Annotated in this window: 12 protein-coding genes; 7 read left to right on the top strand and 5 right to left on the bottom strand. The window is 69.1% G+C overall.

The genetic code is table 11. The annotated features are described in order from the left end of the window. The first annotated feature begins 126 nt into the window (after positions 1-126). Together G481_RS22955 and G481_RS22950 are read left to right on the top strand one after the other, a co-directional pair. Positions 127-2,094 (top strand): 4Fe-4S binding protein, encoded by a 1,968-nt coding sequence (locus G481_RS22955; protein WP_084450666.1) that lies wholly within the window; start codon positions 127-129, stop codon positions 2,092-2,094. Positions 2,095-2,104: 10 nt separating this feature from the next. After that, complete coding sequence (locus G481_RS22950; protein WP_154664531.1) at positions 2,105-2,668, top strand: DUF2478 domain-containing protein; 564 nt, start codon at positions 2,105-2,107, stop codon at positions 2,666-2,668. Here the strand turns inward: G481_RS22950 and G481_RS0105800 are convergent. From G481_RS0105800 to G481_RS0105785, 4 genes are all read right to left on the bottom strand, one after another. Then, complete coding sequence (locus tag G481_RS0105800; protein ID WP_028029188.1) at positions 2,620-2,850, bottom strand: sulfurtransferase TusA family protein; 231 nt, start codon at positions 2,848-2,850, stop codon at positions 2,620-2,622. The genes G481_RS22950 and G481_RS0105800 overlap by 49 nt on opposite strands. A gap of 64 nt (positions 2,851-2,914) precedes the next feature. Further along, positions 2,915-3,724 carry an ABC transporter substrate-binding protein gene (locus G481_RS0105795; RefSeq protein ID WP_028029187.1) on the bottom strand — a complete coding sequence of 270 codons (810 nt, stop codon included), beginning with the start codon at positions 3,722-3,724 and terminating at the stop codon, positions 2,915-2,917. A 27-nt stretch (positions 3,725-3,751) separates the two neighbouring features. Next, a complete protein-coding gene (locus G481_RS0105790) occupies positions 3,752-4,480 on the bottom strand; it encodes an ATP-binding cassette domain-containing protein (RefSeq protein ID WP_245594929.1) in 729 nt (242 codons plus the stop codon). Then, a complete protein-coding gene (locus tag G481_RS0105785; protein WP_028029185.1) occupies positions 4,477-5,175 on the bottom strand; it encodes an ABC transporter permease in 699 nt (232 codons plus the stop codon). The genes G481_RS0105790 and G481_RS0105785 overlap by 4 nt, the downstream gene beginning before the upstream one ends. A gap of 117 nt (positions 5,176-5,292) precedes the next feature. Here G481_RS0105785 and G481_RS0105780 point away from each other — a divergent pair, with 117 nt between their 5' ends. From G481_RS0105780 to G481_RS0105770, 3 genes are read left to right on the top strand one after another with little or no spacing between them, the layout of a single operon-like run. After that, a complete protein-coding gene (locus tag G481_RS0105780) occupies positions 5,293-6,180 on the top strand; it encodes a helix-turn-helix transcriptional regulator (RefSeq protein ID WP_028029184.1) in 888 nt (295 codons plus the stop codon). 46 nt (positions 6,181-6,226) lie between these two features. After that, on the top strand, positions 6,227-7,327 hold the full coding sequence (locus G481_RS0105775) for a molybdopterin-binding protein (protein ID WP_028029183.1): 1,101 nt from the start codon (positions 6,227-6,229) through the stop codon (positions 7,325-7,327). Beyond that, positions 7,324-9,258: a molybdopterin biosynthesis protein gene (locus G481_RS0105770; protein WP_028029182.1), complete on the top strand. Its 1,935-nt coding sequence runs from the start codon at positions 7,324-7,326 to the stop codon at positions 9,256-9,258. The genes G481_RS0105775 and G481_RS0105770 overlap by 4 nt, the downstream gene beginning before the upstream one ends. Position 9,259: 1 nt before the next feature. Here G481_RS0105770 and G481_RS0105765 read toward each other — a convergent pair whose 3' ends face one another. After that, the gene (locus G481_RS0105765; RefSeq protein ID WP_028029181.1) at positions 9,260-9,445 is read right to left on the bottom strand and encodes a hypothetical protein; all 186 of its coding nucleotides are present in this window, start codon (positions 9,443-9,445) and stop codon (positions 9,260-9,262) included. 208 nt (positions 9,446-9,653) lie between these two features. On the opposite strand from G481_RS0105765, the gene G481_RS25000 reads away from it, so the two are divergent. Both G481_RS25000 and G481_RS0105755 read left to right on the top strand, forming a co-directional pair. Beyond that, positions 9,654-10,859 carry a TetR/AcrR family transcriptional regulator gene (locus tag G481_RS25000; RefSeq protein WP_051294325.1) on the top strand — a complete coding sequence of 402 codons (1,206 nt, stop codon included), beginning with the start codon at positions 9,654-9,656 and terminating at the stop codon, positions 10,857-10,859. A gap of 21 nt (positions 10,860-10,880) precedes the next feature. Further along, positions 10,881-12,674 carry an acyl-CoA dehydrogenase family protein gene (locus tag G481_RS0105755; RefSeq protein WP_028029180.1) on the top strand — a complete coding sequence of 598 codons (1,794 nt, stop codon included), beginning with the start codon at positions 10,881-10,883 and terminating at the stop codon, positions 12,672-12,674. Positions 12,675-12,679 lie beyond the last annotated feature (5 nt).

Here is a 12,679-nt window from a genome sequence, read left to right as displayed (position 1 = left end):
GTGCGGGGCGTGACAACCCCCTTGGCATGACATACATCCCATCTAATCTGCCAGCGCATGGAATGGCAAACAACGCAGGATTTTGCAGTTGCAAACCCGCCACCCGTGCCAGCCAAGGAGGATGCGATGTCGGCCCGCCCAGTCTGTTGCGTGACCTGCACGTGCCTTGAAACGATCACGCCGGATCTGGCAGCGATGGGGCGCGCGGGCCTTGCGCCGCAAGGCGGCCCGGTGACAGAACTGTGCGGCGCGGATTTGCAGCATCTGGCCGCTGCGCTGGAAGATGTGGCCGAAACCGGCGCCGCGCTGGTGATCGGCTGCCGCCGGAAAGAGGCGTTCTTTCGCGACGTGCTGGCTCAGGTAGGAATCGACCTGTCGCCGGGCTTTGTCGATGCCCATGCCCATGCCCTGTGGTCGGACGAGGCGGCGCTTGCCGGCCCCAAGCTGGCCGCGCTGCACGCCCGCGCCGCGATTGAACCGCCGCCCGTCGGCACTGTCAGCTATGACAGCAAGGGCGTCGCGCTGATCCTTGGTGCCGGGGACGAGGCGCTGGAACTGGCCCGGTCCTTGCAGGGGCGGCTAAATGTGACCGTCCTGCTGCGGCCCGGCGCGCAGGCCCTGCCGCGCGGGGGCGACGCCTTTCCCGTGGCGCAAGGCCGGGTGCGCACGGCGCAGGGCTGGCTGGGCGATTTCACGCTGCTGATCGACGACTACGCGCTGGCCCCGCCGGCGCCGCGCGGGGGCTATGGCTTTGGGCCGGGCCGCGATGGCGCGGTGTCGACATGCGATCTGGTGATCGACCTGGCCGGCGGCGCGCCCCTGTTTCCCGAAGGGCTGCGGCCCGGTTACTTGCGTGACGATCCACGCCGCCCCGGCGCGTTGGCCGATCTGGTGCTGAAGGCCGCCGATCTGGTCGGCACCTTTGACAAGGAACGCTTTGTCAGCCTTGACCCCACCATCTGCGCCCATGCGCGCAACCGGATCGGCGGCTGCCGCGCCTGTGTCGATCTGTGCCCGACCGGGGCGATCACGCCGGGGGGCGATGCGGTCAGTGTTGACCCGATGATCTGCGCGGGCTGCGGGCAATGTGCGGCGGCCTGCCCGTCGGGGGCGATCAGCTATCAGGTGCCGCCGGTCGGCACCTTGGCCGACCAGTGCCGCGCCATGCTGCAGGCCTATGCGCAGGCCGGGGGGCAGTGGCGCCCGGTGATCCTGTTCGCCGATCTCGCCCACGGCGCCCCGCTGATCGAGGTGTCGGCCCGGCTGGGGCGCGGGCTGCCCGCCCATGTCCTGCCGTTCGAGATGAACGAGATCACCCGGATCGGCCCCGACCTTGTGTCGGCCTGTCTGGCCTGGGGGGCGGATGTGGCGCTGCTGGTCTCGGCCCGGCCGAAACATGACCTTGCGGGGCTGGACGGGACGCTTGCCCTGCTGCGCGCGCTGACCGCGCCGATGGGGCTGCCGGATACCGCCCTGCGGCTGATCGCCACCGATGATCCGACCGATCTGGTCCAGGCGCTGCGCGCGGGGGCGCCGCAGCCGCCGCGCCGTGCCTCGCAGTTCCTGCCGCCCGGGGACAAGCGCGGCCTGCTGATCGCCGCGCTGACCGAACTGAACCGCGTGGCGCCTGCCCCGCAGCAGGCCATCGCGCTGGACAAGGGCGCGCCCTTTGGCGCCGTCACGGTCGATCCGGCCGCCTGCACCCTGTGCATGGCCTGCGCCGGAGCCTGCCCGGCCAATGCGCTGATCGACAACCCCGAAACCCCGATGCTGCGCTTTACCGAAAGCGCCTGCCTGCAATGCGGCATTTGCGCCGCGACCTGTCCGGAACAGGCCATCACCCTGACCCCGCGGCTGGATTTCGCCATGTGGGACCAGCCGCGCCGGATCCTGCACGAGGAAGAGCCGTTTTGCTGCACCGAATGCGGCAAGGGCTTTGGCACCCGGTCCGGGATCGAACGGGTGATCGCCCGGCTGTCGGATCACTGGATGTTTTCCGGCTCGCGCGGCGAGGCTGGCCGTGCCATGCTGACCCTGTGCGAAGATTGCCGTGTGCGGCGCGCTGCCGAAGCCGGCTTTGACCCGCATCAGTGACGAGGTTCCCATGACCCCAGATGCCCCCCGGCTGGCCGCCGTCGTCTTTGACCCGCGCGAGGCGGTGGATCTGTGCATCCGCACGGCGCTGGACGGCTTTGCCGGGCGGCGCATCCTGGGCTGGCTTCAGGGCTATGACATCGAGGACAGCTGCGAGTGTTCCGATATCGTGCTGACCGCCATTCACGGCGGCGCCCGGCGCAGCATCACCCAGAACCTTGGTAGCGGCTCGCAGGGGTGCCGGCTGGACAATGCCGCGCTGGCCGAGGTTGCGGGCTGGCTGGCCGCCGATCTGGCCGATCCGCCCGATCTGCTGGTGCTGAACCGCTTTGGCAAGACCGAGGCCGAAGGCGGCGGGCTGCGCGGGGTGCTGGAACAGGCGCTTGCGCTGGATGTGCCGGTGCTGGTGCCGGTGAACCGCAAGCAACTGCCGTTCTGGCGCGACTATGCCGGCGATCTGGCCAAGGAGCTGCCCTGCGACACCGGCGCGGTGCGCGCCTGGGTTGCCGCCGTCCTGGGGGCCGATCAGCCGTGTTCGATGGTAAAGACCGTCGCTGCACCCTCGCTGGTCTGATCGACGATCCGGTGCCCGGCTTCAGCGCAGAAATGCGGCACGTCGATCAGCGCCAGCGGGTCGGTGGTGCGGGTGCGGATCAGCGCGCCCTTGGCCAGCCCCGCCATCGCCTTGCGCAGGCGCAGCACGGGCAGGGGGCACAGCCGGCCGCTGCTGTCGATCAGGGGAATGTCGTCGCTCATGGCCCCTTGATGCCGCGCCCTGCGGCCCAAGGCAAGGCGGACCCTGCAGGGTCCGCCCGCACGGTCATTTCGCGGCGTTGCCGAAGAACAGCTGCTCGCCGTTCACCTTGTAGCCGTTGATCGCCGCCTGACCTTCGTCCGAGATCAGCCAGTCGATGAAGGCCTGACCCTCGGCCACCTTCACATGCGGGTGCTTGGCGGGGTTCACCAGGATCACGCCATATTGGTTGAACAGCACCTTGTCGCCTTGAAAGGTGATTTCCAGCGGGCCGCGGTTCTGGAACGACAGCCAGGTGCCCCGGTCGGTCAGCGCATAGGCCGGCACCTGGGCGGCGGTGTTCAGCGTGGCCCCCATGCCCGAGCCGGTTTCCATATACCAGGACTGGCCGACCGGATCGACGCCCGCCGCCTTCCACAGGTTTTTCTCGGCCACATGGGTGCCGCTGTCATCCCCGCGCGAGGCAAAGGCCGCGCCCTTGTCCGCCACCGCCTTGAACGCTGCCGGGGCGCTGGGGGCGGCCCGGGTGCCCGCAGGGTCGTCCGAGGGGCCGACCAGCACGAAATCGTTATACATCACGTCGAACCGCTGCACGCCCCAGCCATCCTTGACGAACGCTTCCTCGCGCGCCTTGGCATGGACGAAGACCACATCCGCATCGCCGCGCGCGGCGGTTTCCAGCGCCTGCCCGGTCCCTTGGGCGACCACGCGCACCTCGATCCCGGTCTTGTCCTTGAAGATCGGCAGGATGTGCCCGAACAGCCCCGAATTCTCGGTCGAGGTGGTCGAGGCCACGGTGATGAAGGTTTCGGCCCAGGCCGGCAGTGCCCCAAGGCACAGCGCGGCGCTGACCGCCAGTCGTTGCATCAGTTTCATGTCCTGTTCCCTTTCCGATCCACGAAGTCACCACAAAAGATCGCCAGACAGAAACGCGCGGGCCTCTGTCGTGGCAGGCGATGCAAAGAAGCCCGCAGCCGGGCCATGTTCCAAAAGCCGCCCCCGGCTCAGGAAGGCGACATCCTCGGCAAGCCGTCGCGCCTGCCCCAGGTCATGGGTGGTCATTACGATGGTCATGCCTTCGGCGCTGAAGCCGCGGATGATCTCCTCGATCGTTCGCGTCGCGCCGGGGTCGAGCGCCGATGTCGGCTCGTCCAGAAACAGGATCTCGGGCCCGGTCAGCCAGGCGCGGGCCAGCGCCAGACGCTGTTGTTCGCCCCCCGACAACAGGCGCGCACCGCGCGTGGCCAGATCGGTCAGGCCAAAGCGGTCCAGTGCGGCCGCGATCCGGCCCGCCCGGTCAGCCCGGGCAACCCCGTTCAGCGCCAGCGCATGGGCCAGGTTTGCGCGCACGGACCGGCGCAGCATGACGGGCCGCTGGAACACCATGGCCTGCGCGGCCGGGCGCGGGCTGCCATCGGCCCAGATCACCCGGCCCCGGCTGGCATCCAGCAGCCCATGACACAGCCGCAACAGCAGGCTTTTGCCTGCGCCATTCGGGCCAAGCACGATCAGCCGCCGCCCGGCCGGCACGGTCAGGGTCACACCCGACAGCAGGGGCGTTCCATCGGCGCTATAGCCGACCCCCTCAAGCCGCAGCGGCAGGATGGTCGAGGTGCGGGCCATGTCCTTCATCCGCCCCTCCTGCGTGACCATTGCGCCACGGCAAAGGCCATGCCGTTCAGCGAAAAGGTGATGGTCAGCAAGATCAGCCCCAGCGCCACCGCAAGGCCCAGATTGCCCCGGTTGGTTTCCAGCGTGATGGCGGTGGTCATGGTGCGTGTGTGGCCCGCGATGTTCCCGCCGACGATCAGCACCGCCCCCACCTCGGCGCTGGCGCGGCCAAAGCCGGCCAGAACGCCCGTCAGCAGGCTGACCCGCCCGTCCCACAGCAGCGTGGGCACGGCCCGCAGCCGCGTGCTGCCCAGGGATCGCAGCTGGTCGCGGTATTCTTCCCACAGGTCCTCGACCATGCTGCGGGTCAGCGACACGATGATCGGCAAGATCAGCACGGTCTGCGCCAGCACCATCGCCCAAGGGGTGAACAGCAGGCTGAGACTGCCCAGCGGCCCCGAGCGGGACAGCAGCAGATAGATGACCAGCCCCGCGACCACGGGGGGCAAGCCCATCAGCGCGTTGAAGGTGACGATCACCCCGGACCGCCCGCGAAACCGCACCAGTGCCAGCGCCGCGCCCAGCGGCAGGCCGATCAGGCAGGCAATGGCGACCGCGCTGAGCGAGACCCGCAGCGACAGGCCGATGATCTGCATCAGGGCCGGATCGGCCTGAGCGATCAGCCCGAAGGCCGCCAGGAACGGGTTGTCAGCCATTTGCGGAATCTACCCCCTGATATGTCTATGCAGTAGTTTTCGATCTGGTGGCAAATATGTAATTTTCGCGCTATGCTACATGTGATGTAGAAAATGCAGGATAACGGGGGCAGCTGCATGGCGGGGGCGAATTCCACCCATGGTCTGATGACAACGGCGGAAATCGCGGACTACCTGCGCATCCGCGAGCGCACGATCTACGAAATGGTTTCGCGCCAGCAGATCCCCTTTACCAAGGCATCCGGCAAGCTGCTGTTCCCGCGCCGCCTGGTCGAGGCATGGCTGGAAGGGCAGACGGAATTGCCCGACGCACGCTTTGCACCGCCCCCGATGATCTGCGCCGGATCGTCCGAACCCTTGCTGGAATGGGCGCTGCGCCAGTCGGGGTCGGGCCTTGCGATCCTGACCAACGGCTCGCGCCATGGGCTCGAGGAACTGGCGGCGGGCCGGGCCATGATCGCGGGCACCCATCTGATCGAGCCGGACACCGGCCGCTACAACATCGACGCGCTGCGGGCGGTGCTGCCCTTTCCCGACATGCTGATGATCCACTGGGCGCGGCGGGTGCAGGGGCTGCTTGTCGCGCGCGGCAATCCGCTGGACATCCGGGGGCTGCGCGATGTGGCCGATCGGGGCCTGCGGGTGGCCGTGCGCGGCGAAGGCGCGGGATCGCAAATCCTGTTCGACATGCTGCTTGCACGCGAGGGGCTGTCGCTGGCCGATCTGGTGCTGGCCCCGCGGTTTGCGGAAAGCCATGGCGATCTGGCCGGCATGATCGAGATGGGCGAGGCCGATTGCGGCCTTGGTCTGGCCGCGGCCACGCTGGGGTTCCTGCCGCTGTGGCCTGGCGAGGATTTCGATCTGGTGATGCGGCGGCGCGACTATTTCGAGCCGCCGGTGCAAAAGCTGCTGGCCTTTGCCCGGACCGAGGCCTTTGCCCGGCGGGCGCAGTTCCTGACCGGCTATGACATCTCGCGTCTGGGCGAGGTGCGGTATAACGCATGAGCGCCCCGGTTGCGGGCGGTCGGCGGATCGGCGAGACTGCGCCACCATGACCGCCCCGCCCCGTCTTTCGCCCTTTGATACGGTGCTGCACGCCCTGATGCAGCCGCTTGTCGCTGTCCCGCCTAAGGCCGTGCCACTGGCCGCGGCGCCGGGCCGGATTGCGGCCGGGGGCGAACGGGCGGGGCAGGCGGTGCCTGATGGGACTGTTGCGCGGCTGGATGGCTGGGCCTGTGCATCGGCTGACCTGATCGGTGCGTCGGTCATGGCCCCGGTGCCGCTGGTCCCGCCTGCGCCCTGGGTCGAGGTGGGTCAGCCGCTGCCGCCGGGCACCGATGCCGTGCTGGCCCCCGATCTGGTCCAGCGGCAGGGGCCGATGTGCCTTGCGCTGGCCGAGGCGCTGCCGGGCGAGGGAGCCTTGCGCCCCGGTGACTGGCTGGGCGCGGGCGATGCGGTGGTGCCGGGCGGGCAGCGCATCGGCCAGGCCGATCTGCTGCTGGCCGAGGCCGCGGGGCTGACCGCGATCGCCTGCCGCATTCCCCGTGTCCGGCTGGTCGATACGGGCACACCCGGGCCGACCTCGCGGCTGATCGGCGCCTGGCTGGAGACCTGGGGCGCGCAGGTCGAGAGGGTTGCGGCCGATGGGCGGCCCCTTGCGCAGGCCATGACCGGCGGGCGGGCCGATCTGGTCGTGACCATCGGGGGCACCGGGGGCGGTGCGCAGGACAAGACGGCCGCCGCGATTGCCGAAGCCGGGCGGCTTGCGGTGCATGGCCTTGCGCTGGCCCTGGCCCCGACGGTTGCGGTTGGCTGGCTGTATAGCGTGCCGGTTGTCGCCTTGCCCGGGGCGCCCGAATCCGCGATGGTCGCGGCGCTTGCGCTGTTGCATCCCGTGGTGATGCGGCTGGCCGGGGCCAGTCCCGCCCTGCCGCTGCGCCTGCCGCTGCTGCGCAAGATCGCCTCAATCGTGGGGCAGGCCGAACTTGTTCTGCTGGAGCGGCAGGCCGATGGCTGGATGCCGCTGGCCGTGGGGCAGATCACGCCGGGCCACGTTCGCCGCGCGGATGGCTGGGTCGTGGTCCCGCCCCTGAACGAAGGATGGCCCGTCGGGGCGCTGCTGGACGGCTGGCTGATGGAAAGACCGCTATGACCACATCGCCCAACGGTCAGGACCAGTTCCTCAGGGTCGTCTCGCGCGAAGAGGCCATTCGCCTGTTCGATGCCGCGCTAGGCCCCGTGCGGCTGGTGGCAGAGCCGCGCGCGCTGGACCGGGCGCTTGGCGCCGTGCTGGCGGCCGATGTTCTGGCCCCCGGTGACGTGCCCCCCTTTGACCGATCCGGGGTAGACGGCTTTGCCGTGCGCTCGGCCGATCTTGCGGGGGCGGGGCCGTCAAGCCCGGTCACGCTGACCCTGACGGGCGAGGAAATCGCCTGCGGTCACAGCCCGGTGCTGCCGGTGCTGCCCGGCCATGCCGCGTTGATTGCAACAGGCGGGCCCATCCCGCGCGGGGCCGATGCGGTGGTGATGGTGGAACATACCGACCCGCTGGGACCGGACCGCATCGAGGTGCGCCGCGCCGCCCTGCCGGGGCAGTTCATCGGCTGGGCCGGCAGCGACATGGCGCGCGGCGAGACCTTGTTGCGCAAGGGCACGGTGATCGGCGCGCGCGAGATCGGGATGCTGGCGGCCTGCGGTCTGGCCATGGTGCCCGCGGTCCGGCCGCCGCGCGTTGCCGTGCTGTCCACCGGGGACGAGCTGGTGGCGCCGGGCAGCCCGCTTGGGCCGGGCCAGATCCACGACACCAACGGCCCGATGATCGCCGCGGCGGTTCAGGAAAACGGCGGCCTGGGGCAGTTCCTTGGCGCCTTGCCCGATGACGAACCCATGCTTGCGGCCGCGATGCGCGCCGCGCTGGCCGATTGCGACATGCTGATCCTGTCCGGCGGCACGTCGAAAGGCGCGGGCGATCTGACGCATCGTATCCTGGCCCGGCTGGGGGCGCCGGGGGTCGTGGTGCATGGCGTTGCGCTGAAACCGGGCAAGCCCTTGTGCCTTGCGGTGTGCGAGGGCAAGCCGGTGGTCGTGCTGCCGGGGTTCCCGACCTCGGCGATGTTCACCTTTCACGACATCGTGGCGCCGGTGCTGCGCCGGATGGCGGGCCTGCCGGCGCGGGCCGAACACCGGGTTGAGGCCGATCTGCCGGCGCGCCTGCCCTCGGAACTTGGCCGCACCGAATTTGCCATGGTCTCGCTGGTCGCGGGGCCCGATGGCCTTGTCGCTTATCCGACCGGCAAGGGATCGGGGGCGGTGACGTCCTTTGCGCAGGCCGACGGGTTTGTCCGCATCGAGGCGCTGGCGGACCATCTGCCCCAGGGCGCGCGGGTGGGCGTCGATCTGTTCACCCCGGCGGTGCGGGTGCCCGATCTGGTGATCATCGGCAGCCATTGCGTGGGGCTGGATCTGGTCACGGGCGCCCTGGTCGCGCAGGGGCTGTCCGTGCGCACGATTGCCGTGGGCAGCATGGGGGGCTTGCAGGCGCTGGCGCGGGGCGAATGCGATCTGGCCCCGATCCACCTGCTGGATCCCGGAACGGGCCGTTTCAACACCCCGTTCCTGACCCAGGGCCAGATGCTGATGCCCGGATGGCGCCGGATGCAGGGCATTGTCTACCGCCCGGGTGACGCGCGGTTTCAGGGCAAGGACAGTTCCGCCGCATTGGCGGCGGCGCTGGCGGACCCGGATTGCCTGATGGTCGGGCGCAATCAGGGGGCGGGCACGCGCATCCTGATCGACCAGCTTCTGGCCGGCCAGCGTCCGGCGGGCTACTGGAACCAGCCACGATCCCACACGGCGGTGGCCGCCGCCGTGGCGCAGGGCCGGGCCGACTGGGGCCTGACCATCGCCCCGGTCGCGGCGGCCAACGGGCTGGGCTTCATCCCGGTGGCCGAGGAGCATTACGACTTTGCCCTGAATGCCGCGCGGGCGCCCAGTGCGATGCTGGGGGCATTTCGTGATGCGCTGGGATCGGCAGAGGTTGCGGCGCGGCTGCAGGCGGCGGGGTTTCAGCCCGCAAGCCGATAGGTCAGTCCTTCGGGGCCAGGGCCCTTGCAAGGCCGTTCATCAGCGTCTGGGCGGCATCGCGTGTGAAGGTGACGGTCACTTGCAGGTTGGTGCCGCTGGTGAAGGTCACACCGATCTCGCCCCAGCGCGCCAGGGGCTGCACGGAGTCGATTCGCTGAATGACATGCGGTGCGGGGTCCCTGTCCATCCTTGCATCATGCACGAGATGACGGGCGTATGACAGCAAAGCCGCAGACCGCGGCCCCATAAGCAAAGACTTGCCGGTGATGGCGGCCCTTGGGGCAGCCTTGGGTCCGACAGGTCGCGACGTGCCATTTCGCATTGGTGATTATTTCGGTACAAACGGCAAGATGATGCAGCCCCGGATCGCCGGGGCGCGAATGATCAGGTGAGCCATGGTGCAAAAGCGCGCGGTCGAGACACGGCAGAAGATCATCGCGGGTCTGGTGCGCGTGATCGGTCAGGCCGGGCTGCCTGGCGTCACCCACCGCGCGGTTGCGCAGGCGGCGGGGGTCAGTCTTGCCGCGACCACACGGCATTTCGACACCAAGGATGCGATGCTGGCCGAGGTTTCCGGGCAGGTGCTGGCTGGCTATCTGGCGGGGCTTGATCGTCTGCGTGCCCGCATCCAGGGCGGGCAGGCGCCGGGCATCGCCCGGCTGGACGATGTGGTGGCGCTGGTGACCCGCAATGCGCTGGTGCGCGAGCGCGATCTTTCGCTGGCATGGTGCGAGCTGATCTTGCATGGCGGCCGCTCGGCCCAGGGCCGGGCATTGGCGCGGCGCTGGTTCGACGGCATCGACGGGCACTGGCGCACCATTGCCGCAACCCTCGGTGATGGCAGCGACGAGGCGGATGTGACGATCGCCGTCGATACGGCGGTCGGGCTGCTGTTCCTGTTGCATCCGTTCCGCTTGCGGGCCGATCAGATTGGCCCTTTGCTGGCTGGCCAGACCGCTGTTGCCGCAGACCCCGGGAATGTCGCGTCGCATGATGCCGCAGGGGCCACGGGGCGCGCCCATGTGCTGGAGGCGGCCATCGGCGTGCTGGTCGATCAGGGGCCGCAGGCGGTCAGCTATCGCGCCGTGGCCGAGCGGGCGGGCCTGTCGCGCAGCGCGCCGGGCTATTACTTCGGGGCGGTCGATGCGATGCTGGAGGCCGCGCAGACCGCGCTGTTCGTCCGGGCCAAGGACCGCTACCGCGACGGGTTTCGCGCCTATGAACGCGGGCGGCTGGATGCCGGGCAGCTGGCCGACCTGACCAGCGCCATCTTTGGCCGCGAGGCGCTGCAATACCCGCAAGAGAACCTGGCCTTCTATTCCGTCTGGGTCCGCGCGGCCGTGCAAGGCAGCCTGCGCCCTGCCATCGGCGCGGCCTTGCACGATCAGCAGAAGGCCTGGCGCCAGGCCCTGTCCAGCGTTGGCGCCCCCCCCGCCAATGCCTTGCGGGTGCAGGCGCTGTTCGTGGGCAAGCTGGTGCGCGCCATGACGGCAGGGGCCGATCTGTCGCAGACGGCCGGTGCGCGCGAGCAGTTCCTGCGCGCCACGCAAAAACGGTACAGTTGTGCAAATGATGGTGCCGTGTTAGGCCTGCGGCCATAGTCGCCCCAAGGAGACGCCGCGATGTCCCTGATCGTTGACCGCCGCCAGCTTGATTTCCTGCTCTATGATCTGCTCGATCTTGATCGCAGCTTTGCCGCCGGCCGGTTCGATGGCTGGGACCGACAGACGGTCGGCCAGATTCTGGACACCGCGCAGAAGATCGCCGAGGATCAGTTCCTTGCCTGCGCCGCCGAAACTGACGCGCAAGAGCCGCGGTTCGAGGCGGGCAAGGTGGTGCTGCCGGATGCGATTGGCACAGCCCTGCGTGCGCAGGCCGAGGCGGGGTTCTTTGCCCTGCCCTTTGCCGCCGATCTTGGCGGGCTTCAGGCGCCCTGGGTGGTGCATATGGCGGCCAGCGGGATGTTCACCTGCGCCAACACCGGGGTTGCCAACTATGCCTTTCTGACCATCGCGGCGGCGAACATGCTGGCGGCTTTCGGATCTGACGATCTGAAGGCGCGGTTCCTGCCGCCCATGCTGGAAGGGCGCTGGTTCGGCACGATGTGCCTGTCGGAACCTCAGGCAGGCTCGTCCCTGGGCGACATTCGCACGCGGGCAGAACCGCGCGGGGACGGCACCTATGCGCTGCGCGGCAGCAAGATGTGGATCTCGGGCGGCGAGCATGACATCGCCGGGAACATCGTCCATTTCGTGCTGGCCAAGGCGCCGGGCGGCGGGGCGGGCACGCGGGGGATCTCGTTGTTCCTGGTGCCGAAATACCGGCTGGATGACACCGGAAACCCCGGCGAGTTCAACAACATCGCCCTTGCCGGGCTGAACCACAAGCTGGGCCAGCGCGCGACGACCAACTGCCTGCTGAACTTTGGCGAGACCGGCGAAAGCATCGGCTATCTGATCGGCGAGGAACATCGCGGCCTGTCCTACATGTTCCACATGATGAACGAGGCGCGGATCGGCGTTGGCTATGCCTCGGTCATGCAGGCGCTGGGGGGGTATCTCTATTCGGCGGGCTATGCGCAGGACCGTACGCAGGGCCGCCCGCTGGCGGGGGGCGATCCGGCCGCGCCGCCGGTGCCGATCATCCAGCACCCCGATGTGCGGCGGATGTTGCTGGCGCAAAAGGCAGCGGTCGAAGGGGCGCAGGCGCTGTGTCTTTATGCGGCGCATCTGGTCGATGAAACGCATGACAACCCCGACGCGGCCGCCGCCGCGCAGGCCCAGTCCCTGCTGGGCCTGCTGACCCCGGTGGTGAAGTCCTGGCCATCCGAGCATTGTCTCGAGGCGAACAAATGGGCGATCCAGGTTCTGGGCGGCTATGGCTACACGCGCGACTATCCGGTCGAGCGGCTGTATCGGGACAACCGGCTGAACCATATCCACGAAGGCACCTTTGCCATTCAGGGGCTGGATCTGGTCGGGCGCAAGATCCTGGGCGATGGCGGGGCCGCGCTGGCTGTGCTGACCGCGATGATGGATCAGACGGCGGGGGCCGCGCGCGCCAGCTTTTCCGCCGAGGCCGAGGCGCTGATCGGTGCGGTTGCACAGCTGCGCGCCACGGTGGCCGCGTTGGCGGCTTCGGATGATGCCGAACTGCGGCTGTCGAACGCGACGGTGTTTCTGGACGCCTTTGGAACCGTGGTGATCGCCTGGATGTGGCTGCGCATGGCGCTGACCGCGCAATCGGCGCTGGACGGCGGGCGCGATGATGCGGGCGGGTTCCTGGCGGCCAAACGGGTGAGCTGCCGCTATGTCTTTCGCCATGTCCTGCCGCGGGCGCTGGTCGATCTGGCGCTGGTGGCGGATCTGGATGCCACCTGCCGCGATGCGCCGGTCGGCATGTTCGTGACCGCCTGAGACCG

Origin of the sequence: Gemmobacter nectariphilus DSM 15620, assembly GCF_000429765.1 — a bacterium.
GTDB lineage: Bacteria > Pseudomonadota > Alphaproteobacteria > Rhodobacterales > Rhodobacteraceae > Wagnerdoeblera > Wagnerdoeblera nectariphila.
This window is presented reverse-complemented; position numbering and strand designations above follow the sequence as displayed.